Origin of the sequence: Humidesulfovibrio sp. (assembly GCF_035560995.1) — a bacterium.
Classification (GTDB): Bacteria; Desulfobacterota; Desulfovibrionia; order Desulfovibrionales; family Desulfovibrionaceae; genus Humidesulfovibrio.
In genome coordinates, this window is sequence record NZ_DATMYK010000317.1 from 1 (window position 1) to 22,682 (window position 22,682).

A 22,682-nucleotide genomic window follows, 5' to 3' on the forward strand; every position below is an offset into this window, starting at 1 on the left:
GGGCTTGGGCTTCACATGCACGGGCTTGTGCTCGGCCGCGACCAAAATCTTGCCCTGTTCCGGATGCTGGCCCAGCCAGGTCACCTGGCCGGTGCTCAGATCATAGATGCCGCCAACCACCAGCACCCTGCCGTTCTTCACGAACTCGCGCACCTCGTGGCTCTTGCGCAGGATATTCTCCATGGTCAACCAGACATTGGCCTTTATGCTCTTGTTCAGCAAATCGTCGCCACTGGCGTTGGGGCTCCAGCTCTTGGCCTTGGCCACTGCGGGCTTGATCTGGTTGATGAGCGCGGGGATATTGCCGTGGACCTTGGCGTTCTGCACGGCGGCCGTCACCGCGCCGCAGGCCGTATGCCCCAGCACCAGCACCACGGGCGTACCCAGGTGGCCCACGCCATACTCGATGGAGCCCATTTCGTCCGGCCCGGCGAGATTGCCCGCCACGCGGATGACGAAGATGTCTCCCACGCCCTGGTCGAACAACACCTCCAGGGGCGCGCGGGAGTCGGAGCAGCCGATGATGGTCGCCACCGGGTGCTGGCCGCCTTTGACGGTTTCGGCACGGCGGTCCGGCCCCTGGTGTCCGTGGGTGGACTGCCCGGCGACGTAGCGGGCGTTGCCGTCCTTCAAAATCTGCATGGCTTCATCAGCCGGCAGGCTCGGCCCCGATGATGAGGCCAGGGCCTGGGCACACACTCCCAAGGCCAAGGCAAAAGATATCAACAATTTCCTCATGTTCCCCCCCAGAAAGATTGGATGTGCCCCGCTGCTGCCAGGGCTCTGCTTTTTGGACGCTAGCAAATGGTGGCGGGCAGCACAAGACCTGCCCGTATTTCAGCCAGATTCAACAGCCCTGCGCTACGTAAAACTACTTTGTTTAAAACCGCCCTAAAGTTTTGCCTCAATTCCGTCGATACACTTATCGTAAAGACAGAACCAACCTTTTTAGTCGTCCATACAAGAAACCGAGGTACTCGTCATGAACATCAACCCCTCAGACACGGACGTCAGGCAGGGGTTCGCCCTTGCCCAAACCGCCATGCCGACACAGTCCACCACAACTGCCGCCGGTGCGACCGGACAGCAGCGGACAGCCGCGCAGTCCTCCCCCGCAGCGGGAACGGCAAACGGGGAAACCGAGGCCAAGTCCAACGCCGCCGCAAGCGCGGCCGACAAGCAGACCGCCCAGGAAACCGCCCAGAAGCTGGGCAAGCAACTGGAGGCCAGCGGCACAGGTCTCAAGATCCGTGTGCTGGACGACTCCCAGAACCGGGTCCAGGTGGAGATTGTCGACGAGAAGAGCAACAAGGTTCTGCGCAAGATCCCGCAGGACGATCTGCTCAAGCTCTCGGCCTCCATCAAGGAAATGACCGGGGTTCTGCTGAACAACCCGGCCTAGCCGCCGCACCCTGCCTTCTTGCGCGGTAGAAATAGCCTCCTTACGGGGGCTATTTGTGTTTTGCCAGACCGAGAAAAGATATTTTCGAACAGAGAGTTACGACTAGAGAATGAAGAAGCGCCCGTAAAACGGCTCAACGTTCGTGCATGGAGCCGCTCATGGCGTCCACAAAGGGATCAAGAAAATAACCCAGCACCGAGCGCTTGCCGATGTGGATGCCGACCAATACGCGCATGCCCGGGAAAAGGTCGTAGCGGTTCGATTTGCGCGAGAAATGATCGGTCTCGGTCTCCAGCAGCACCTTGTAGAAGGTGTTCACGCCGCCGGGGGTGTTCTGGGTCACCGCGTCCGGACTCACGTGCAGCACCTTGCCCTCGATGTTGCCGAAGCGCCGGGCATCGCGCGAGGCCAGCTTGACCACGGCCAGTTGCCCCGGCCGCACATATCCGATGTCCTGGATGGGCAGGTGGGCTTCGATGACCAGCTTGTCGCCCAGGGGCACGATCTCGGCCACGGTCATGCCGGGCATGACCACTTCGCCCTCGCTGACCACGGCGAGGCTCTTGACGATGCCCGCCTCGGTGGCGCGCAACACCGTGCGGTTCTGACTGTCGCGAAACTTCTTCATGCGCTGGGTAAGTTCGCCCAGTTCGCGCTGGACCTTCTTGAGCTCGTTCTCCACGTCCTCCTTGAAGGCGTTCTGGGCGTGGACAAGCTCCTCCTTGGCGGCGGCAAGGGCCGCACTGGCGCGGGAAAGCGCGGCCGAATTCTCCTGGATGGCGCTCTCGGTGTTGTTGCGCTCCTTAAGGCGTCCGATGAGCTCGTCCTCCTTCACCAGACGCTCGCGGATGAGCTCCTCGCTGCGCTGCACCTGCCGGACCACATGGGGCAGATTCCGGCGCAGGTTCTCCAGTCTGGCGCTGGTCTCGCGGATGTCCTGCTCGCGCTGGCGGACCTTCTCCGACAAGGACGACATGTCCGTCTGCAAGCGCCTGCGCCGGGCCTCGAACAGGTTCCGGGCCTGGTCCACTATGTCCTTGTGCTTGTCCTCCAGCTCCTGCGGGAAAACAGGCTGGGGCAGGCCCTTGGACTCCGCGTCCAGGCGCAGGGCCTCGACCTGCAGGCTCACCAGGCGCACGTCCAATTCTTCGGTGGTGGCGTCGGCAGCGGCGGCGTCGAGCACGATGAGCGGCTGATCCTGCTTCACATGATCGCCCTCATGCACCAGTATCTCGCGCACTATGCCGCCTTCAAGATGCTGTATCTTCTTCACCTTCGTCTGCGGAATGACCTCGCCCACGGCCTCGCTCACGATGTCCAGATCCGTGAAGGCGGCCCAGGCGAAGGAGAGCACGAACAGGCTGAAGCACAGGTACAGAAAGCGGCGGTGGGCCACCAGCGCGGCGTCCAGGGCGCAGGTGCGGGCCTGGGGCCCCAGGATTGAGGCGATGGGCTCGGCCGCGGATTCGGCCGTCGGAGCAGGCGTGGGCTCGGACATCACTCGTCCTCCTGCTTCGGCGCGCGCGCGGGCACAGCACCCAGGACCGGGGTGGGCTTCTGGTTCATGTCGAGCACCAGAGACGCGCCCTTGAGCACATTGGCGTCGGCCGTGGCGATGACAAGGGTGAGCCCGGCCTTGGCCAGGGCGTTCAGAATGGCGTACACGGCCAGACAGCCCTCGGAGTCAAGCCCTTCCGTGGGATCGTCGAAGATCACCAGCTTACCGGGATTCATCAGCGCGCGCGCCAGGGCGATGCGCCTGCGGATGCCCAGGGACAGCGTCTTGCCGCCCTCGATGATGGGCATGTCCAGCCCCTGGCTGCTGGTGTCGAGAAAGCGCTTGAGGGAGGCCGCGCGTACAGCCTGGTTCAGGCGTTCCTGGCAGGCCGCGCTGTCCGGCTCGGGCTCGGCCAAAGTGATGTTCTCACGAATGGTGGTGTTCAGGAAGCCCGGCTCCTGGGGCATATAAAGCACCTGTCTGCGCCACCAGTCCGGTGCCATCTGCCGCAGATCCACGCCATCGGCCAGCACCTGCCCGCGCCCGGGCTCAAGCAATCCTGCCGCCACTTTGCAGAAGGTGGTCTTGCCCGCGCCGTTCAAGCCGGTGACGCACAGGACCGTGCCCGGCATGAGCGTGAAGTTCAGGGATTCGAACAAGGGGCTTGCGGTGCCGGAATAGGCGAAGCCCACGTCGCGAAACTCCAGCCGCCCGGAAAACGCGCGCAGGGCCGCGCCGGAAAGGGGCTCCAGGGGCATGGCGTGGAACTCGGAGAGGCGCATCAGGGCTTGTTCGCCCCTGCGTCCGGCCAGGAAGGCCTGAAGAAAGGCGGTGCTCATCTGCAACACTTTGCTGGAAAGAATGCTCGCGCCGATGAGGCCGCCCACGCTCATGTCACCGGCAACGGCCAGCATGGCGCCGATGGCGTAGATGAACACGCGCAAAAGCACCGTCACGGACTCAAGCCGCATGCGGCTTTTCTGCCTGCGGCCGTCCATGAGCTGGCGCAGCTCGGCCAGGGCGTCCACCTGCCTGCGCCAGGTGCGGCGCAGAAACTCGCCGCCGAGGAAGGCCCGCACTGTTTCGGCCCCGGACACGGCGGAACTGAGCAGATTGCGGTGCTGCTGGGACTCTTGCTGGTATTTGAGGCCATCGGCCTCGCCCTTGCGCAGACCCGTGAGGGTCAGCACCGTGGTAAGGCCCACGGCCACAAAGGTCAGCACCATGAGCCAGGGATGGATAAGGGCGATGGCCAGCAGGAAGATGAGCATGAACGGCGCGTCGAGCACGGCCGAAACGTTGCTGGCGTCGTAGGAGCCCTGCACCTGTTGCAGCGCGCCGAGCATTTCCTGGTGGCGGCCGTGCGGCAGGCGGTACAAGTCGCCCAAGCGGGTGCGCGCCAGGGCGGCCAGGGTGCGCTCGCCCAGCTCCTCGTCCGGCCCCTGGCTGACCACCCCGGCCAGCCGACTCCGCACCTCGCCGAAGGCGAAGCCCAAGGCCGAGGCGATGAGCACGCCGGAAGTGAGGGTATAGAGCGTGCCGTCGAAGCCGTAGCCCACGTAGCGGTTCAGCACGAGGATGACGTAAATGGACGAGGCCAGGGACATGAGGTTGGACAGAAAGGACGCCGCCAGGATTTCCCAGGCGATGCGCGGGCAAAGAGAGAGGCGGCGGAGCAGTTCCTTCATGACCGACCCAAGCCTGCTGATGCGGGAGGAAGGAGGCGGAGCGGCTGGCGCGGCAAGGGGCCGGGCTAGTTCTCGACGACTTCCGGGCGCAGCTGGCCCATCTGGTAGAACAGGGTGTATGCGGCGGTGATGAGGTCAATGTCCGCCGTGACCTTGGAGCTGGTGGCCGAGATGTAGTCCCGTTCACCGACCAGGATGTCCAGCAGGTTCACATCGCCGCCAAGGGCCTTCTTTTTCTTGATGAGTTCGAGGAACGACCAGGTGATGTTGGCCTGGTTGTCGTACAGGGCAACCGTGCGCGTCAGGGTGGTCATGTCGTTCCAGGCGTTGCGCACGCGCTCTTCAACCGTGCGGCGGCGGTCCAGCAGGGTCTTGCGCACGGAGACGATGTCGCTCTTGGCGGCGCGGGTGGCCTCCACGTCACGGAAGCCCTGGAAAAGATTGTAGGTCACTTGCAGGCCGGCACGGCCTTCCGTGCGCACGGAAGTCTCGCCCTGGTCGTTTTCCTTGCGCATGGCCTCGGCCACGGCCTCGATTTTGGGATACATGGATGATTCGCGCTGGGCCAGCTCGCCCTGGCGGGAATTGATGCTGTGCATGAGTTCGACCAGCGAGGGGTTGGCGTCCAGGGCCTGCTCCACCGCACCGTCCAGGGTGGAGGGCAGCGAGGTTTGCGGCATGGAGGGCAGAAGCAGGCTCTCTATCTGCGCGTCGCTCACATCGAACTGGAATACGGACCGATAGTTGTTGCGCGCGCTGACCATGGAGCGTTCCACGTTCACGCGGTGGGCCTGCGCCCCGGCAAGCTGGGCCTTGATCTGGAGTTCCTCGTACGAGAGGCCCACGCCGCGCTCCACAAGGGCTTCCTGCATGCCGGAGAGCCGCTTGATGTTGTCCTCGGAGCGGATGGCGTAACGCAGCATCTCCCGCGCGCGGATGAGGCCCAGGTAGGCGTTGACGCCCTGCATGGACACTTCCTGGCGCATCTGCTCCAGCTTGGCCTTAGCTTCCTCGCGCTGGCTTCGGGCCTGGGCGATGGCCCCGCCCGTGCCGCCGAAGTCGTAGATGAGCTGATTCGCCGAGAGGGTCTCGACGTTGCGGTTCATGCCGGTGCTCTTGGTGCCGTCGGAGTGGTTGATGTCTTCCCTGCCACCGTCGACCTGGGCGTTCAAACGCGGATACCAGAGCCCTCTGGCGCGCTTCTCCATGTGCTCGGAGGTCTTGACCGTGGCTTCGGCCGCCTTGATGCGGTCGTGAGTCTGCATGAGGTGGGCGACGGATTCCTTGAGCGTGATGGGAATATCGGCCAGCTGCCTGGCTGTCGCAGTAGGGGCGTCCTCCGCCGCGAAAACTGAGGCGGCACCCGTCAGCGTCAGAAGTACGGGCAGGATGGCGAGCACAAAGGATTTGCGATGCTTGTGTCTCAGCAAACCTAAGCCTCTCAGTGTATGAATTGGTCCCGACAACCCCTGCACGGGCACAGTCTGAACCTACAGTTTATGTTTATGGGAGAATTACCCTACGCAATTTGAAATTGCAAGCGTAACCCTTGATTATCGGGCCGGTCCATGCAAAATTACGCAGACCGATACCAGCCCAGGCGGCAGGAGATCCCCATGACGAAGCTCCTCAAGAAACTCTTCACAGGCGGCAAATTCCTGCTTCTGGCCACCGGTCTGGCCACCTCGCTGCTTACGGCGGCGCTTTATGTCGCCCAGCCGGGCATACTGCGTTTTCTGGACTACAAAATCTACGACCAGCACCTGCGCCGCAACCACTCCACCAAGACGTCCGGCATCCCGGTCATCGTGGACATCGACGAAAAGAGCCTGGCCGCGCTGGGGCAATGGCCCTGGCCGCGCTACCGCGTGGCGCTTCTGCTGGAGAAAATCCGCCAGGCCGGAGCCCTGGCCGTGGGCATGGACGTCGTCTTGGCCGAGCCGGACCGCACCTCGCCCGCGCTGCTCCAGCGACAGATCAAGAAGGAACTCATGGTGGACGTGCAGTTCCAGGGGCTGCCCAAGGCCCTGGAGGACCACGACGCCCTGCTGGCCAGCGTGCTGGCGAGCAAGCCCTATGTGCTGGGCTTCTACTTCTCCTTCTCCAAGGCCGAGGCCGACCAGCAGAAGCAGGACGGGGACTGCCTGATCAAGCCCGCGCAGGTGGCCGTGCTTTCCGCCCCAGGCGCGCTGCCGCCGGAACAGGCCCTGCATTCGGCCTTCGGCGCCGTGTGCCCCCTGCCCGTGCTGGCCGGGGCGGCCTCGTCCACCGGCTTCTTCAACGCCACGCCCGACCCCGACGGCATACTGCGGCGCGTGGCCCTGCTCATCAACTACCAGGGACAGCTGTACCCCAGCCTGGCCCTGGCCACGCTCATGCAGGCCACCGGCGATCCCGGCATCATGCTCAAGCTCGACACGCAAGGGGCCGAGTCCCTGCGCTACGCGGGCTCCGTCATCCCGGTGGACCGCGCCGGTCAGATGCTCGTGAACTATCGCGGCGGCGGCGGCGCGTTCCCTTACATCAGCGCCGTGGACATCATGGACGGCAAGGCCGACCCGGCGCTCTTGAACGGCAAGATCGCCTTCGTGGGCACCTCCGCTGCGGGGCTCAAGGATCTGCGCGCCACGCCCTTCACCGCCGTGTATCCCGGAGTGGAGACCCACGCCACCATCCTGGACAACATCCTGACCCAGGACTTCATCTCCATCCCGGACTACGCCCCGGCCGTGGAGCTTGCGGCCACGCTCTTCTCCGGCATCCTCATCACCCTGCTCGTCACCTGGGCCAGGGCCGTGTGGATTGTGGTGCCGCTGGTGGGCATGGCCTTCGGCATGTGGGAGGGCACCTCGTATCTCATGTCCAGCATGCGCGTGTACATCTCGCCGCTCTACTCCTACATCATCCTGGGCGCGAACTTCGCCCTGCTCACGCTTATCAAGTTCTGGCGCGAGGAAAAGCAGAAGAAGTTCATCCACGGGGCCTTCTCGCACTATCTGGCCCCGGCGGTCATCAAACAGATCTACGACTCGCCCGAATCCTTAAGCCTGCAAGGCCAGGAGAAGGAAGTGACGGTGATGTTCTCCGACGTGCGCGGCTTCACCACCATGAGCGAGAAGCTGACGCCCACCCAGGTGACGGACCTGCTGCACGACTATCTCACGCCCATGACCCGCGTCATCACCGGCAACATGGGCACCCTCGACAAGTTCATCGGCGACGCCATCATGGCCTTCTGGAACGCGCCCCTCGACGTGCCAGAACACCAGAAGAAGGCCGTGGACTCGGCCCTGCAGATGCTGAAGCATCTGGAGGATCTGAACGAGGGCTTCAAGCAGAAGTTCGGCCTGACCATCAAGATCGGCGTGGGCCTGCACTGCGGCCGCGTGCGCGTGGGCAACATGGGTTCGGCCGACCTCTTCGACTACACGCTCATCGGCGACAACGTGAACCTGACCTCCCGCCTGGAAGGCCTGACCAAATACTACGGCCAGACGCTGCTCATCAGCGAGGCCATGCGCGAGGCCTGCGGCGACGCTTACAGCTACCTGGAGATGGACAGCGTGCGCGTGAAGGGCAAGCACGAACCCATCACCATCTACACGGCCATGCCCCATGAGCAGGCGGCCGCGCGCGCGGAAGAAATAGCCAAGCACAACGAGGCGCTGGCCTTGTACAAGGCCATGCGCTTCGCCGAGGCCGAGGCCGCCTTCGACGAGCTTATGGCCAGCACGGGCAACGAGGCCCTGTACACCATGTACGCCGAGCGCTGCCGCACCCTTGCGGAGCATCGCCCCGCCGAGGGCTGGGACGGGGTGTACACCCACACCAGCAAGTAGCCTCGCTGCAGCAAATCCAGGCAGCAGCAGCCCCAGGCCGCCGCGCCCGCCCTGTCGCGGGGGCGGGGGTCTGGCTTGACTTCCGGCCCGTGATGTTCCAAGTTACTCCGTTCCAATGAACCGCCGCGCAGGCTTCACCATAACCCCGCGTTACGAGCAAGGACACAACACGACATGAGCGACTACAAGCAGACCCTCAAGCTGCCGCAGACCGGCTTCCCCATGAAGGCCAACCTGAAGCAGAAAGAGCCCGAAATCCTCAAGTTCTGGGCGCAGATCGACGCCTACGGCGCGATGGTTGCGGCCAACGAGGGCAATGAGACCTACGTCCTGCACGACGGCCCGCCCTATGCCAACGGCAATATCCACATGGGCACGGCCATGAACAAGACCTTGAAGGACATCGTGGTCAAGTCGCGCAACATGAGCGGCCGCCAGGCGCAGTACGTGCCCGGCTGGGACTGCCACGGCCTGCCCATCGAACACAAGGTGGAGACCGAGCTCAAAAAGAAGAAAAAAGAGCTGCCCGCGGTGGTCATCCGCAAGCTCTGCCGCGAATACGCGCTCAAATTTCTGGACATCCAGCGCAGCGAATTCAAGCGCCTGGGCGTGCTGGGCACCTGGGACAAGCCCTACATGACCCTTGACCCGAAGTACGAGGCCGCCACCGCGCGCGAGCTTGGCAACTTCATGGACAAGGGCTCGGTGATCCGGGGCAAGAAGCCCATCTACTGGTGCTGCTCTTGCCACACCGCCCTGGCCGAGGCCGAGGTCGAATACGCCGACCACTCCTCTCCGTCCATTTTCGTGCGCTTCCCGCTGACTGACAAGCGCGTGCAGGCCCTTTTGCCCGCCGGTGCCAAGTACGACCCGGCCAAGACCTTCGTGGCCATCTGGACCACCACGCCCTGGACCCTGCCGGACAACATGGGCGTGTGCGTGCACCCGGAGTTCGACTACGTCTTCGCCGAGGTCGGCGGCTGCCTGTACCTCATGGCTGCGCGCCTGCTGGCCCCCTGCGCCGAGATCTTCGGCTGGGACTCCCCCAAGGTCATCGCCACCGTGCCCGGCGCCAAGCTGGAAGGCCTGGAAGCTTGCCACCCATTCTACAAGCGCAAGTCGCCCATCATCCTGGGCGACCACGTGACCCTCGACGCGGGCACCGGCTGCGTGCACACCGCCCCCGGCCACGGCCGCGAGGACTATGACGTGGGCCTGAAATACGGCCTTGAGGTCTACTCGCCCCTGGACGATGCGGGCCGCTTCCTCACCGACGTGGAGTTCTTCGCCGGGCTCACCGTGTTCGAGGCCAATCCCAAGGTCATCGAGAAGCTGAAGCAGGTGGGCAACCTGCTTGCGCAGGAGAAGATCAGCCACTCCTACCCGCATTGCTGGCGCTGCAAGGAGCCGGTGATCTTCCGCGCCACCACCCAGTGGTTTATCAGCATGGAAGCCAACGACCTGCGCAAGAACTCCCTCAAGGCCATCCACGAGACCGTGCGCTGGATTCCCGCCTGGGGCGAGGAGCGCATCGGCAACATGATCGAGAACCGCCCGGACTGGTGCATCTCGCGCCAGCGCAACTGGGGCGTGCCCATCGTTGCCCTCATCTGCGAGGACTGCGACGAGGCCTATTTCGAGACCTCCTGGGTCATGGGCGTGGTGGACAAGTTCGCCCAGCACCCCACGGGCTGCGACTACTGGTTCGAGGCTCCGCTGGAGGAAATCGTGCCCGCCGGGCTCAAGTGCCCCAAGTGCGGACGCGAGCACTGGCGCCGCGAGACGGACATCCTGGACGTGTGGTTCGATTCCGGCACCAGCTTCGCCGCCGTGCTGGAGCAGCGCCCGGAACTCTCCTTCCCGGCCGACCTGTACCTTGAAGGCTCGGACCAGCATCGCGGCTGGTTCCACAGCTCGCTTCTGGCCAGCATGGGCACGCGCGGCGTGCCGCCCTACAAGGCCGTGCTGACCCACGGCTACGTGGTGGACGGCGAAGGCCGCAAGATGAGCAAGTCCATCGGCAACGTCATCGCCCCGCAGGAAATCATCGACAAGTACGGCGCGGAGATCCTGCGCATGTGGGTGTCGGCCGTGAACTACCAGGAGGACGTGCGCATCTCCGACGAGATCCTGAACCGCCTGGTGGACGCCTACCGCCGCATAAGAAACACCGTGCGCTTCATCCTGGGCAACCTGGCCGACTTCGATCCGGCCAAGGATGCCGTCGCGCCCGAGGCCATGCTGCCCCTGGACCGCTTCGCCCTCGATCTCGTCGAACGCCGCCACAAGACCATCCAGCAGGCGTACGAGGACTTCGAGTTCCACAAGGTCTACCATACCCTGCACAACCTGTGCACCACTGACCTCTCGGCCTTCTACCTCGACATCATCAAGGACCGCCTGTACGTCTGCGCGGGCCTGGAGCGCAAAAGCGCCCAGACCGTGCTCTACCGGGCCCTGATCAATCTGCTGAACGACATGGCCCCGGTCATGAGCTTCACGGCCGAGGAGGCCTTCCAGACCCTGCCCGAGGCCATGCGCCCAGGCGGGGCCAGCGTGTTCACCATGCGCCTGCCCAAGGCCGCGCCGGCCCTGTCCGATGCCGGGCGCCAGGCCTTTGAACTGCTGCTGGCCGTGCGCGGCGAGGTCACCAAGACCATTGAGCCCATGCGCAAGGCGGGCGAGGTCGGGCATTCCCTGGAAACCTGCGTGACGCTCTACGCCGCAGGCGATGTGGCCGAGGCCCTGGCCCAGCCGGGACTTGACCTGCGCGAGTTCTTCATCGTGTCCAGGACCGAGGTGAAGCCCCTGGCCGAAGCCCCGGAAGGAGCCTACGCGCCCGAAGAATTGAAGGACCTCAAGGTTTCGGTGGCCCGCGCCACCGGAGCCAAGTGCCAGCGCTGCTGGCGCTATGATGAGAACCTGGGCCAGAACGCGGCGCACCCGGAAATCTGCCCCCGCTGCACGGGCGTTGTGCTGGGAGCCTAGGAGCCGATGATGGATTCGCGTCTCAAGACGGCGGCCCTGCTGGCTGCGGGCGTCATCCTGCCGGATCAGCTCACAAAGGCCGTGATCCAGCGGAAGTATGTCCTGTGGGACACGGACCCCGTGATCCCGGGCTTCTTCAACCTGGCCCACGTACTGAACAAGGGCGCGGCCTTCGGCTTTTTGAACAACCCGGACAGCAGCTGGCAGATCTGGTTCTTTGTGGCCGTCACCTTCTTCGCCGTGGGGTTCATCTACTATCTGCTCTCCACGGCGGACCACGGCGACCGCTTCTTCATCTGGGGCTTGGGATTGGTGCTGGGCGGCGCGCTGGGCAACCTGATCGACCGCATCCGCATCGGCTTCGTGGTGGACTTCCTGGACTTCTACGTTGGCGACTATCACTGGCCGGCGTTTAACGTGGCCGACATCGCCATCACCTGCGGCGCGTTTTGCGTCATCGTCTCCATGTACATGAAGAACCGGCACGAGCGGAAAACGCCCGCGCGCAAAGCCTAAGGAGCCCGGCCTTATGTTTGAGCTGCCGCCGCTGGCCCCGTCCCAGTGGATAGCCATCCTCGGCGCTGTCGGCCTTTTCGTGGCCATCAGCCTGTACGCCATCTGGGACGCCTTCCACCGTGACTTCGGGTCCAGCAACGCCAAGTTCGGCTGGATTCAGCTGGCTGTGATGGTTCCTTTTTTCGGGGGACTGGCGTATCTGATCTTTGGCAGAAAAAGAGGGAGGAAACTCTGATGTCCGTTCGGAACACCCGCACCGCCGTTCTGGCCCTCGGTCTTGCAGCGCTTTTGAGCGGCTGCGCCACCAAATCCGACCTGGAGACCCTGCAAAACCAGACCTACCGCGACCGGCAGGAAAGCCGCCGCACCATCCAGAAGCTTGAAGAGCAGCTCACCCAGAGCCAGGAGGAGCTGCGCGAAGAGATCCAGAAGAGCACCTCTCCCGTGCAGGCCAAGCAGGCCAATACCTGGGCCGAGCTGGAGTCCATGCGCGTGCAGGTGGCCAAACTTCAGGAGAAGCTCGATACCCTGACCATGAAGTTCGGCGCCATGAATACCGCGGGCGGCCCCAGCCTGACGGACGTGGCCAGCGACGTGCAGAACATCAAGACCGCCCTGCAAAGCCAGTTCGGCATGGATCTGGGCGGCCCGGCCGCCGCAGCGCCCGCGGGCGAACCAGCCCTGGCCGACAAGGGCAAGGCTCCGGCCAAGGCCGAGAGCGCCAAGCCCGCCGCCCCGGCGGTCGACCCGGCCAAGGTGGACACGGCCGACGCGCTCTTCGCCCGCGCCGACGCCGCCTTCAAGGCCCGCAAGTACGAGGAGGCGCGCGGCCTCTACTCCGAGTTCGCCACCAATTTCAAGAAGCACGCAAAGACCAGCGAGGCCGTGTACTGGGTGGGCGAGTGCGCCTTCAACCTTCAGGACTACGGCAAGGCCGTGCTGGCCTACCAGGAAGTCATCGAGCGCTTCCCCAAGAGCGGCAAGTACAAGTCCGCCGTGCTCAAGCAGGGCATGGCCTTCTACAAGATCGGCAAGGACAAGGCGGGCAAGGCCGTGCTTGAGGACCTGATCTCCCGCTTCCCCAGCTCGCCCGAGGCCATCAGCGCAAAGAAGTTCATCAAGGACCACAAGTAGATGTCAGAGCAGGCTGCTCATAAGCAGCCACAACCGGAAGGACCAGGCACAGAGGCTCGCATGACTGAAGATGGCAACGGATTCCACAAGATCGTCTATCTCTCCTTCCCGCCGGAGGCCAGCGGCAGGCCCGTGGTGTGCAACCTTGCGCGCCTGTTCGACCTGAGCTTCAACATCCTCAAGGCAGACATCAGCCCCCGCCATGAGGGCACCCTGACCCTTGAGATCTCCGGCCGCGAGGAAAACTATCGCAAGGGCCTCTCCTATCTGAAGGAGAACGGAATCAAGCTGACCCCGGCCTCGCAGAAGGTCACGCGCGACGAGGACGCCTGCATGCACTGCGGCCTGTGCACCTCGCTGTGCCGCACCAAGGCGCTCAGCGTTGATCTGGCGACCCGCCTGGTGGTCTTCGACGTGGAGAAGTGCACCGCCTGCGGCATCTGCACCCGGGTGTGTCCGGTGCGCGCCATGGTGGTCGACACCGACGACAACGACTTGAGCTGACCCTTCCCAAGGAGGCGGAACGTGACCGAAGACAACCCGCTCATGCGTGAATTGATGCAGAAGGTGGCCGATCAACTGACGGCCGACCTGCGGGAGTCCCTTTCCGCCGCCGTGGAACGCGAGATTTCCAAGACCTTGAGCGGCGCGCTCCTGGAAGGCGAGTTTTACCGCCGCGTGAATGAAGACCTGCAAAAGGGCTTCAAGGAGATCTACCAGGAGATCAAGACGGCCAAGAACGCCAACGGCCCCGCCGTGCCTCTGAGCGAAGACCCCAACGAACTCTTCAGCCGCGCCTCCAACCAGCTCGACGCCATTTTGCAGACCACGGAAAGCGCCACGGTCAAGATCATCGACACCATCGAGAATCTTCAGACCCTGTCGGACACGCTGGCCGGCATAGTGAAATCCTTTGAAAAGGGCGGCGTGTCCAAGGCAGAGCGCGAAACCCTGGGCCGCATCAACGACACACTGAGCATGGACCTCATGAGCATCATGACCACGCTGAGCTTCCAGGACCTAACGGGCCAGCGCATCAAGATCATCATCGAGACCATCAAGAAGATCGAAAAGATTGTGCTCGACGTATATATGACCACAGGCCTCATGATCAAGGCGCACAGCGAAGCGCCCAATGAGCAGGCAGACTTCCAGCATCTGCAAGCCAAGGCCAAGGACAAGCTTTCCACCCTGCAGGGCCCCCAGTTGGACAGCACCCAGGGCTCCGTGGACGATCTGCTGTCGAGCCTCGGCCTGTAAAGGTTCCGTGCGCACCGGGATGCCCCGGCGGTGCGCCTTGACAGGCCTTGGCCGAAAGGTTAGCTAGGCCATCCCTGAGGGCAATTAGCTCAGCTGGATAGAGCGTCGGCCTCCGGAGCCGAAGGCCACGTGTTCGAATCACGTATTGCCCACCAGCATTTTCAAGCGGTCATGCCAAAGCGGCGTGGCCGCTTTTCATTTGGCCTCCCGGCGGCGCACAGCAGGCGCAAGGCAAAACAAAAGCCCCACCCTGCCGGAGCAGGATGGGGCCAAAGGTCGCAGTTGCGGCGGCTTAGTAGTCGCGGCGCATGGGACGGGATTCGCGCTCCTGGGCCTCGTTGACCTTCAGGGAGCGGCCGCCCACTTCCTTGCCGTTCAGGTTGCGAACAGCTTCAGCGGCAGAATTCTCGTCCATCTCCACGAAGCCGAAGCCACGGAAGCGGCCGGTCTCACGGTCATTGATGAACTTCACAGACACAACTTCGCCGAAAGCGGAGAAGAGGTTGCGGATTTCGTCCTCGGAAGTGCTGAAAGCGATATTCCCGACATAAATAGACTTAGACATGCGTTTACTGAACTCCTACAAAAACATTGTTACTCATCGAGTCTGAGCAAAAGACAAAAACCAACATGGCTTGTTAAACGACTTTAACCCTGCGCAATGAGCTTGTAAACACATTTCTCCAAATATTTCCAGAAAATATCAGGCACGAAAAATACGTCTGCGAGCTCGTTCATTCTACCGGCATTCCAGGGTTATTCAATTCTATTCAGCCTGTAAAAAGACTGTTTCAGATTCCATGGCGGCAAAATATCATGCCCAGCTCCTGCAGCATTGCGACAAGCAACCTTCTTGACCGGCTGCTCGCCCCCTTTTGATAACTTGGGGATCGCATAGCGCGGGTTGTTTTGACACAGCGTGCTCCGTATCTTAATGAGCGAAACACAGGCGTTGCCGACAGCTCACCCAGCCGCGACCGCCCGACGATACGCATCCGCCCTCAAGGAGGCACCATGCCGAAACGCACCTTGCCCCCCCTCGCCGCCCTGGTCCTGTTCGCGCTCTTGCTCGGCGGCTGCGGCCTGCCCGCGCATCTCGGCTTCAACACGGACCTTCAGGCTGCCCTCAAGCCCACCAAAGACAACACGGCCAGCGGACTTATGACCTTCCGCCAGCAAGGCAAGGAGGTGCTGATCCAGGGCAGCTTCAGCGGGCTTTCACCCGGTGCCCACGGCCTGCACATCCACGAGGGCGGCGACTGCGGCGGAATTGGCGCCAGGAACGCGGGCGCGCACCTCAATCCCTTCGGCGCGCGGCACGGCAGCCCAGCCAGTCCCTCGCACCATCTGGGCGATCTGCCCATGCTCACGGCCGGACAGGACGGCGAGGCGCGCTTCCAGGCGCGCATGCCGGTGCTGACCCTGGACAAGGGGCCCACGGGCCTGCAAGGCCGCACGGTCATCATCACCGCCCGGCCCGACGACTTCACCACGCAGCCGTCTGGCAACTCCGGCCCGGCCGTGGCCTGTGGGGTCATAACGCCCGCCCCCTAGGCCACAAAAAAGACCCCGCCGAAGCGGGGTCTTTCGTTCACGGCGCTGGTCCGGCAGGCCGTCAGCAAACGTTCCCGTTGGCCGCCGTGGCCCGACCCAGGTTCACATCAGCGCCCAGCACGCCGAGCAGCTCGCCCGATTCGGCCAGAATCGGCGCAGACACGGTGATGCAGTTCTCGCCCGTGGCGCTCGAAACGTAGACCTCGCTCACCGCCATGCCGCGGGTCTCCGCTGGCTGCTGGTACCAGGGTCTGCGCGACCAATCGCGGCCTAAGGCCGAGGCATCGGCGGTGAGCCCGCCCGCGCCTCGCCCGATGTTCGAAACCACCTGCCGGCCCTGTGCGTCCGTCAAGTACAGCAGCTCAAGAGACGGGTGCTGGGTCAGGGCCTGCCGCAGGGCTTGTTCCTGAGTCTCGCGCCGCATGGAGCGTACACGCGAATCCGCGGTCAGCCCTTCCACGATGTTCTGCACCGAGCCACTGCCGATGAGCTGGAACACGGCGTTCATGGACTCCAGCTCGACCACGCGGCCAAGCAGCCCAGTCACGGAACCGGCCGCGCCCTGCGCTCCCTCGAAGCTTTGTTCAGAAATGTATTTCACCTGGCGTACAATGTCGCTGATGTGCCCGCTAGTTTCCGCCTGCTCGCTGGCCGCCTCGGACATATCGCGGATGTGCTGGGCCGTTTCGCCCGCGAGCTCGACGATCTCACGCAGGGACGCGCCGGAATCCTGGGCAAGGCCGACGGCGCTATTGACGCGGCTGGCCGTCTCATCCATGTCGCGCTCGGTGCGCTCCACGCCCTGCTGAATGCCCAGGGTGCGCTGGGCCACTTCGCGCGTGGCGCTCATGGTCTTCTCAGCCAGCTTGCGCACTTCGTCGGCCACCACGGCAAAGCCGCGCCCGGCATCGCCCGCCCGCGCGGCCTCGATGGCCGCGTTCAGCGCCAGCAGATTCGTCTGGTCGGCAATGTCGCTGATGACGTCCATTATCTTCTCCACGGCCAGGGCCTGGCTGCCCAGGTCGCGCACCACCGAGGCCAGATCCTGGGCCTTCTGCTCCACGGCGCGTATGGCGGCCACGGTCTCGTCAACGGCCAGAGACCCATGGCGGGCCTTGTCCTGAGCCATCTGAGCCTGGTCCACGGCGCTGGTGGAGCGCGTCAGCATCTGACGCACGGCCTCGTCAAGGCGGTCCATGGCCCCTGCAGCGTCCTGCATCAGCAACTGTTGTCTCTGCGCGCCAGCTCCGCTCGACTCTGAAAGGGACCGGAGTTCCTCGCACGAGGCATGAATGCCTCCGATGGCCACCCCCAGAGTCTTGGACGCCGACAGAAGCCCATCACGACGCGAAGCTTCGGCGCGTTCCTTCGCAACCACGGCGGCAGAGCAAGCGTCGCCCACGGCTTTGGTCTCCCGTTCCAGGCTCGACGCCAGTTCGCACTCGTGCTGACGAAGCCGCTGACACTCATTCACAATATTGTTTAACATCTCAGAAAGTGTAACAAATCTGTCGTCATTCAAATATGAAGACACTTGGCTTGCTTGGATGCCAGAGGAAAGACACATTGTCAGCTTTTGGGACGATTCATCAGCATAATTCCGTAATGTTATGTAGATACGTACCGCAAGGCCTAAGCAGAGCGAAAACAGCAAGAAAACAAAGATCCAACCATACTCAACCACAACTTTTTGCAAACTTGTTAAGGACATAAAGCTTGCGCCCAGTTCATCCTTGCCGGGCAAGGCAATGAACATCCCTAGCGCCATAAGCACAAAACACGATATTATAGATAGATAGAGACGGAGACTGCGCAACTTCATGACGACATGGACTCCTTGCTGAATGTGGACGTGAATCACCATAAAGCAAAAAGCCGGCCAAAACCGACACCGCTGGCTGACACGAAAAGCGTTGCAACAACCAGGGGGTTCTTGCAAAATCGCGTCGAAAGCATGAGCATGCCACAGTTTTACCGCGCATGAGGCGGAGGCGCACAAACGTACTGGAGCGGTCATGTCGGACCCCAAGCAATCGAAGCACAGCCACTCAAAAAAACACAAGATTCTTCTCCGCGTCTTGTGGACGCTGTGCTTTCTGCTCGGGCTTTCCGCCGCCGTTTTGCTGGCCCTGCCCGGCGTCATTTCTTCGGATTGGGCGCGCAGCCAAGTGGAGCGGCAACTCGCCGCCGCCACGGGAAACACGGCCAGCCTGAAGGCCCTTTCCTTCAGTTGGACCGACGGCCTGCGCCTGCGTGACCTGCGCCTGGGCCAGGGCGAGCTTGCCGATCCGGCCTTCCTGGCCTCCCTTGAGAGCCTGCACGCCGACCTCTCGCTGCTGCCGCTGCTGCATCGCGACCTGCGCCTGAACCTGGAGCTGCACGGCCTGCGCCTGCATGTGCCGCACGCCGAGCCTGCCGCCGAGCCGCCGCACGCGCCCAAGCCCCTGTCCGAGGTTCTCCGCGCGGCCTTCGCCTCGTTGCGCAAGGGCCTCGTGCCCAGCGCCCTCGGCCTGGACGCCCACCTGAACATCGACCTGGCCGACATGGCCGTGCGCCTGGAGCCAGCTCCCGGCGGCAAGGCGCTGGAACTGCGCGACATGGCCTTCAAAGCCGCTGTGCAGGGTCTGGCGTCCAGCCCGGTTACAGTGGAGGCCGCACTCCAACTGTTCACTGATGGCGCCCTGACCGCTCCGCTGCGCTTCACGGCCAGCCTGGATCAGCTTCTGGACGCCTCCGGCAGGCTGAACCCGGCCCAGGCCGTGCTCTCCGCGCAGCTCAACGGACCGGGCCTGGAGCTGCGCGCCGGTGGCAGTCTGGCCAAGACCCTCAAGATCGACCTGCGCGCGCAACCCGGCGTGACACTGAACGCCCTGCGCCCGCTGGCCGCCTCGCCCCTGCCACAAGTGGACGGCGCGGTGGCGCTGAGCCTGAGCCTGAGCCAGCCCACGCAGGACACCCTGGCCCTGGCCTTCCTGTTCTTCGGCGACGGTTTGCGCGCCCGGGGCGATTCCCTTGGCGGCCCATTGGCAGGAAAGACCGCAGGCCCGCTGAGCCTCAACCTGCTGCAAGAGGCCGAACTGGACCTGAAGTCCGAGACCGCGCGCCTGCCCGGTAGCCTGGACATCCGCCCCACAAGCGCACTGCGCTGGGTGGCCGGGCTCTCCGGCGTGGCCCAGGGCAAACCCCGCGTGACGTTTTCCCTCGCGCCCGCGCACCTGGCCCTGCACGAGCTTCTGCCCGCCCTGCGCGCCTTCCTTCCGCCGGGACTTGACCCCGGCAGCCCCAGCCTGGACATTGAGGCCTTGGAGCTTGCCGCCGACCTTCCTGATGCGGGGGACACCGGAAGCAAGGCCGCGCTCTCCGCACGCGTGAAGGGATTGGAGGTGAAGACCTCCAACGCCAACCGCCGCGACGCCTCCGGCTCGCTCTCCGTCGGCTTGGCGCGGTTGCGCATGGATTCCGCGCGGCTTGAACTGCCCGGAACTACGCCTGGGCAGGCTGAAGCCGTACTCTCCGCCAGTTTGGATGACATCCGCCTGGGCGGAAAGACACCAGTCAGCGTGGGCGGCTTTGCCTTGCAACGCCTTGAGCTTCATGCGGACAGGCTGACCCAGGACGCGGCCGCGCTCTTCGGCCTGGCCGGAACAGCCGCAATGGAGATGGAAGCCCAGGCCAAAAGCATCGAGGTCAAGGGAAAGGCGGCTGTGGCCGAACTGCGGCAGAGCCTGCGCCTCACGGCGGAGCTGCCGCCCGCCAAAAGCGCCCGCCTGAATCTGGAACGCCTCGCCGTGGACGCGCCTGTGCTACGCGTGCTCCAGCCCGGCAAGAAGCACCTGGAAACTCCGTTCTCCTTACGCGCCAGCGCTCCGGACATCAGCCTCTCCGGCCCGGAGAAGACCCCCGCCCTGCGTGATCTGCGCTTCGCGCTGGACCTGGGCCGGGCCTTGCGTTGCGAGGGCACGGCTAGCCTGGACGGCCCGAACCGGTCTGGCGGGCGCGGGCTGCGCACCAGCGGCAACCTCAACATGGACGCGCAGCAGACCCTGGCCCTGGCCCAAGCGTTTGCGCCGCGCCAGGCCAAGGCCTCCGGCAGCATCAGCGCCGACTGGACCCTTGCCGCCACCCTGCCGCCTCCGGCTCCAGCCGCACAGGCCTCGCAGTCCGCCACGCCAAAGAAACTGTCCCAGACCCTGCGGGAGCTGAACTTCATGCATCAGGCCGACCTTGTGCTCAGGCTCGGCGCCCTGAGCCTGGACTGGCCCCTGGTACCGGCTCCCGGCCAGCCCGCAGAGACTTTGCACCTGCGCGGTGTATCCACCCCTCGGCCCCTGCACCTCGCCATGCGTGACGGCGTAGCCGAGACCAGCCTTGCGGGCAGTGTGGCCTTCGGCCCCATGGACGCCCTGCCCGGCGTGGGCAGGTTGGGCAAGCCCCTGCGCGGACTCCTCACCCTCAACGCCCGGCAGCAGGGGGCGCGCTCGGCCCAGCTCTCGCAGATGCTGCACCTGGACGGCCTGGAGCTGGACCAGAACCTCGCCCTGACCCTGGACAAGCTGGACCTGGTGCTGGACCGCGACGCGGACAGACTGGCCGCCGCACTGGAACTCATGGACGCCAGCCTGAACTTCAGCCTTGCCGCAGGGCTGGACGCTCTGCCCGCCAAGGCCGCGGCCGTAGGCATGTCCGGCAAGGGCCGCCTGGAGGCCGGGGCCGACGTGCGTCTGGCGGGCGGCCGCAGTCTGGCGCTCTCCGCGCGTTTCCTGAGCCCGGGCCTGGACCTGCGCCTTGGACCGGACACGGAGGTGAGCGGTCTTGCCAGCTCCCTGCGCCTGAGCCGCCGCTTCAGCCTTCAGCCCGGCCTGCGCTGCCCCGGCGAACTGGAGGCAACGCAGACGCCCCTGTCCGAGCAGGTGTTCGACCTGTTCCCGTCCACAGGCAGCCGCGCACCTTCCGCCGACGTCGCCCTGGGCCAGCTCGTGCGCGCGGACGCCACCCGCGCCACGGCGGGAACCTTCAGTCTGGCGCGGCTCACGGTCAAGTCCGCAGGCCTGCCGCTCACCATCAACGACGTGCAGCTGCGCCTGGACGATTCCGGCCCGGTGCCGGGGCTGCGTTCTTTCAGGGCTGGCCTGCTGGGCGGCAACGTGCTGGGCAGCGCCATGCTGCGCAAGAACGCCGGGCGCTACGCTCTGGAGGCCGACATGGCCTTCACCGGCATCGACCCTGGCCGCCTGCTGCCGGACAAGGCCCCGCGCGACCTGGGCAGCCAGGCCGAAACCTCCGGCCGTCTGACCCTTTCCATGCCCCTGACCCCGGACCCGGAGGAGCTGCTGCAACGCCTCAGCTTCCGGGCCGACATCACCAAAATCGGGCCGCGCACCCTGGAGCGCATGCTCTATGCCCTGGACCCGCAGGAGCAGAACGAAACCATCGTGCAGCAGCGCCGCCTCATGGGCATCGGCTACCCGCGCAACCTGCGCGTGGCCGCGGCCTACGGCAACCTGTCCGTGTCCGGCGCGGTGGAGGTCAAGGGCTTCCAGCTCGACCTGCCGCCCGTGGACCGTCTGGCCATCGCCAACCTGCCGTTGAAAAAGCAGCTTACAAAGCCCCTGGCCGCAGTACCCGGGCTCGTCAAGCTGCTGGACGCGGCCTCCGGCTCGCTCATCTGCCGCGACGGCGCAGGGGCGCCCGGCGCGCTGCGCGTCATTGAACACACCAGTCCCAGGCCCCGGTAGTCCCACGCCCAACTCGCCAAGGAGCACGCCAATGAAACGCCTTCTCGTCGCCATTCCCTGCCTGACCGCCCTGCTGACCAGCGGGTTGACCGGGTGCACCCTGGCCGAAGTGAAGGTCAACGTGGCCAGCGAGCGCACCTCGTTGGAGAATCAGATCCTGGGCTCGTACAACTCCCTGTCCGAGGAGACTCTGCTCGTGGCCTCGGTGCGCGGGGTGGACCCCCTGGGGCGCATCCAGGCGCCACCCAAGAAAAGCCAGGAGATGCAGGACGCCGTGGCGGCCATGCAGGTGCTTTCCTTCCACGCCGACGACGTGGACGCCTTCAAGCGCCTGGGCTGGGTGGGCGAGGACAACCAGGGACGCCTGAGCGCGCTCGGCATGGAGCGCGGCAAGGCCCCGGACGACTTGAAGGACTTCGCCGCGCGTTATGGCCAGAAGGAGTTCGACAGCGTACTGCGCGAGGTCAACGCCGCACGCGAGGTCGTCATGCGCCGAGCCATTGAGACCAACGCCAACCTGACCCCGGCGGACATGCCCAAGGTGCGCGCCGTGTTCGCTAAGCTCGCGGCCGATACCGCCCGCCCGGGCGACAGGCTTCAGAATCCCGACGGCGGCTGGACGGTGAAGCGATGAACGCGCGGATTGTCCGAACGCTTCTGGCCGGCGTAGTTCTCGCCGGGATCCTGTCGGCCCCGCTGCTGGCCGCGCCCGCAGCCTCCACCCCGGCGCAGAACAAGACGGGCCAGACGGCGCAAACCAGCGCGGAAGAAGCCATCGCGAAGGAAGCCCTGCGGCCCATGGCCCCGCGCCAGGCCCCGCGCAAGCTGGACGTGAACCTGCCCGTGCAGGCCAGCTTCGAGACCGGGGCGGTGCAGCAGGCGGACATCACCCCGGACGGCAAATGGCTGGCGCTCGCCCGGCTTTCCGGCGGATACAGCGAGCTCTGGCTGCGCTCCCTCGACCCCGGCCTGGCCGCCCTGCCCCGCCATCTGCCCCGACGTCTGGCTCCGGCCCTGGCCGACCGCCTGGCCCCGGCCCTTTCGCCCGACGGCAAGCGCCTGGCCTTC

At 64.6% G+C, this 22,682-nt stretch carries 18 protein-coding genes and 1 tRNA gene; 13 read left to right on the forward strand and 6 right to left on the reverse strand.

The window, feature by feature from the left end; all coding sequences use genetic code 11:
• On the reverse strand, positions 1 to 642 hold a 642-nt coding region (locus VN419_RS12645), incomplete at its 3' end, for a carbonic anhydrase (protein ID WP_325647578.1).
• Between the two features lie 340 nt (positions 643 to 982).
• Between VN419_RS12645 and VN419_RS12650 the strand changes: the two genes are divergently transcribed.
• Complete coding sequence (locus VN419_RS12650; RefSeq protein WP_325647579.1) at positions 983 to 1,402, forward strand: flagellar protein FlaG; 420 nt, start codon at positions 983 to 985, stop codon at positions 1,400 to 1,402.
• Between the two features lie 133 nt (positions 1,403 to 1,535).
• Here VN419_RS12650 and VN419_RS12655 read toward each other — a convergent pair whose 3' ends face one another.
• The 3 genes from VN419_RS12655 to VN419_RS12665 form a co-directional block, all read right to left on the reverse strand.
• Positions 1,536 to 2,900, reverse strand: a complete 1,365-nt coding sequence (locus VN419_RS12655) for an HlyD family type I secretion periplasmic adaptor subunit (RefSeq protein ID WP_325647580.1) — start codon at positions 2,898 to 2,900, stop codon at positions 1,536 to 1,538.
• Positions 2,900 to 4,588 carry an ABC transporter ATP-binding protein gene (locus tag VN419_RS12660; protein ID WP_325647581.1) on the reverse strand — a complete coding sequence of 563 codons (1,689 nt, stop codon included), beginning with the start codon at positions 4,586 to 4,588 and terminating at the stop codon, positions 2,900 to 2,902. The genes VN419_RS12655 and VN419_RS12660 overlap by 1 nt, the downstream gene beginning before the upstream one ends.
• 65 nt (positions 4,589 to 4,653) lie before the next feature.
• The gene (locus tag VN419_RS12665) at positions 4,654 to 6,018 is read right to left on the reverse strand and encodes a TolC family protein (RefSeq protein WP_325647582.1); all 1,365 of its coding nucleotides are present in this window, start codon (positions 6,016 to 6,018) and stop codon (positions 4,654 to 4,656) included.
• Positions 6,019 to 6,204: 186 nt separating this feature from the next.
• Here VN419_RS12665 and VN419_RS12670 point away from each other — a divergent pair, with 186 nt between their 5' ends.
• The 8 genes from VN419_RS12670 to VN419_RS12705 all read left to right on the forward strand — a co-directional run bounded on the left by VN419_RS12670 (position 6,205) and on the right by VN419_RS12705 (position 14,480).
• Positions 6,205 to 8,427 (forward strand): adenylate/guanylate cyclase domain-containing protein, encoded by a 2,223-nt coding sequence (locus tag VN419_RS12670; RefSeq protein WP_325647583.1) that lies wholly within the window; start codon positions 6,205 to 6,207, stop codon positions 8,425 to 8,427.
• Positions 8,428 to 8,601: 174 nt separating this feature from the next.
• A complete protein-coding gene (gene ileS, locus VN419_RS12675) occupies positions 8,602 to 11,415 on the forward strand; it encodes an isoleucine--tRNA ligase (RefSeq protein WP_325647584.1) in 2,814 nt (937 codons plus the stop codon).
• A 9-nt stretch (positions 11,416 to 11,424) separates the two neighbouring features.
• Positions 11,425 to 11,931 carry a signal peptidase II gene (lspA, locus tag VN419_RS12680; RefSeq protein WP_325647585.1) on the forward strand — a complete coding sequence of 169 codons (507 nt, stop codon included), beginning with the start codon at positions 11,425 to 11,427 and terminating at the stop codon, positions 11,929 to 11,931.
• 13 nt (positions 11,932 to 11,944) lie between these two features.
• The gene (locus tag VN419_RS12685) at positions 11,945 to 12,166 is read left to right on the forward strand and encodes a PLD nuclease N-terminal domain-containing protein (protein ID WP_325647586.1); all 222 of its coding nucleotides are present in this window, start codon (positions 11,945 to 11,947) and stop codon (positions 12,164 to 12,166) included.
• Positions 12,166 to 13,065, forward strand: coding sequence for a tetratricopeptide repeat protein (locus tag VN419_RS12690; RefSeq protein WP_325647587.1), 900 nt, complete (start codon positions 12,166 to 12,168; stop codon positions 13,063 to 13,065). The genes VN419_RS12685 and VN419_RS12690 overlap by 1 nt, the downstream gene beginning before the upstream one ends.
• Before the next feature lie 60 nt (positions 13,066 to 13,125).
• A complete protein-coding gene (locus tag VN419_RS12695; RefSeq protein ID WP_325647588.1) occupies positions 13,126 to 13,569 on the forward strand; it encodes an NIL domain-containing protein in 444 nt (147 codons plus the stop codon).
• A 21-nt stretch (positions 13,570 to 13,590) separates the two neighbouring features.
• Positions 13,591 to 14,325 carry a protein phosphatase CheZ gene (locus VN419_RS12700; protein WP_325647589.1) on the forward strand — a complete coding sequence of 245 codons (735 nt, stop codon included), beginning with the start codon at positions 13,591 to 13,593 and terminating at the stop codon, positions 14,323 to 14,325.
• A 78-nt stretch (positions 14,326 to 14,403) separates the two neighbouring features.
• Positions 14,404 to 14,480, forward strand: a tRNA-Arg gene (locus VN419_RS12705).
• Positions 14,481 to 14,617: 137 nt separating this feature from the next.
• Here the strand turns inward: VN419_RS12705 and VN419_RS12710 are convergent.
• Positions 14,618 to 14,890, reverse strand: a complete 273-nt coding sequence (locus tag VN419_RS12710) for an RNA-binding protein (protein WP_325647590.1) — start codon at positions 14,888 to 14,890, stop codon at positions 14,618 to 14,620.
• Positions 14,891 to 15,339: 449 nt separating this feature from the next.
• Between VN419_RS12710 and VN419_RS12715 the strand changes: the two genes are divergently transcribed.
• Positions 15,340 to 15,879 carry a superoxide dismutase family protein gene (locus VN419_RS12715; RefSeq protein ID WP_325647591.1) on the forward strand — a complete coding sequence of 180 codons (540 nt, stop codon included), beginning with the start codon at positions 15,340 to 15,342 and terminating at the stop codon, positions 15,877 to 15,879.
• A 61-nt stretch (positions 15,880 to 15,940) separates the two neighbouring features.
• Here the strand turns inward: VN419_RS12715 and VN419_RS12720 are convergent, their stop codons facing one another.
• Positions 15,941 to 17,077, reverse strand: coding sequence for a methyl-accepting chemotaxis protein (locus VN419_RS12720; protein ID WP_325647592.1), 1,137 nt, complete (start codon positions 17,075 to 17,077; stop codon positions 15,941 to 15,943).
• Between the two features lie 817 nt (positions 17,078 to 17,894).
• Here VN419_RS12720 and VN419_RS12725 point away from each other — a divergent pair.
• The 3 genes from VN419_RS12725 to VN419_RS12735 all read left to right on the forward strand — a co-directional run.
• On the forward strand, positions 17,895 to 21,614 hold the full coding sequence (locus VN419_RS12725) for a hypothetical protein (RefSeq protein ID WP_325647593.1): 3,720 nt from the start codon (positions 17,895 to 17,897) through the stop codon (positions 21,612 to 21,614).
• A gap of 31 nt (positions 21,615 to 21,645) precedes the next feature.
• Complete coding sequence (locus VN419_RS12730; protein ID WP_325647594.1) at positions 21,646 to 22,248, forward strand: DUF1318 domain-containing protein; 603 nt, start codon at positions 21,646 to 21,648, stop codon at positions 22,246 to 22,248.
• Positions 22,245 to 22,682, forward strand: a 438-nt coding sequence (locus tag VN419_RS12735) for a hypothetical protein (protein WP_325647595.1), incomplete at its 3' end; no start/stop codon positions are given. The genes VN419_RS12730 and VN419_RS12735, both read left to right, overlap by 4 nt.

Bases quoted from the DNA above. Each gene is read 5' to 3' on its own strand.
- VN419_RS12650 (WP_325647579.1), top strand. From the start codon at position 983: ATGAACATCAACCCCTCAGACACGGACGTCAGGCAGGGGTTCGCCCTT.
- VN419_RS12655 (WP_325647580.1), bottom strand. From the start codon at position 2,900: ATGTCCGAGCCCACGCCTGCTCCGACGGCCGAATCCGCGGCCGAGCCC.
- VN419_RS12660 (WP_325647581.1), bottom strand. From the start codon at position 4,588: ATGAAGGAACTGCTCCGCCGCCTCTCTCTTTGCCCGCGCATCGCCTGG.
- VN419_RS12670 (WP_325647583.1), top strand. From the start codon at position 6,205: ATGACGAAGCTCCTCAAGAAACTCTTCACAGGCGGCAAATTCCTGCTT.
- ileS (WP_325647584.1), top strand. From the start codon at position 8,602: ATGAGCGACTACAAGCAGACCCTCAAGCTGCCGCAGACCGGCTTCCCC.
- lspA (WP_325647585.1), top strand. From the start codon at position 11,425: ATGGATTCGCGTCTCAAGACGGCGGCCCTGCTGGCTGCGGGCGTCATC.
- VN419_RS12685 (WP_325647586.1), top strand. From the start codon at position 11,945: ATGTTTGAGCTGCCGCCGCTGGCCCCGTCCCAGTGGATAGCCATCCTC.
- VN419_RS12690 (WP_325647587.1), top strand. From the start codon at position 12,166: ATGTCCGTTCGGAACACCCGCACCGCCGTTCTGGCCCTCGGTCTTGCA.
- VN419_RS12695 (WP_325647588.1), top strand. From the start codon at position 13,126: ATGACTGAAGATGGCAACGGATTCCACAAGATCGTCTATCTCTCCTTC.
- VN419_RS12710 (WP_325647590.1), bottom strand. From the start codon at position 14,890: ATGTCTAAGTCTATTTATGTCGGGAATATCGCTTTCAGCACTTCCGAG.
- VN419_RS12715 (WP_325647591.1), top strand. From the start codon at position 15,340: ATGCCGAAACGCACCTTGCCCCCCCTCGCCGCCCTGGTCCTGTTCGCG.
- VN419_RS12720 (WP_325647592.1), bottom strand. From the start codon at position 17,077: ATGGACCGCCTTGACGAGGCCGTGCGTCAGATGCTGACGCGCTCCACC.
- VN419_RS12725 (WP_325647593.1), top strand. From the start codon at position 17,895: ATGTCGGACCCCAAGCAATCGAAGCACAGCCACTCAAAAAAACACAAG.
- VN419_RS12730 (WP_325647594.1), top strand. From the start codon at position 21,646: ATGAAACGCCTTCTCGTCGCCATTCCCTGCCTGACCGCCCTGCTGACC.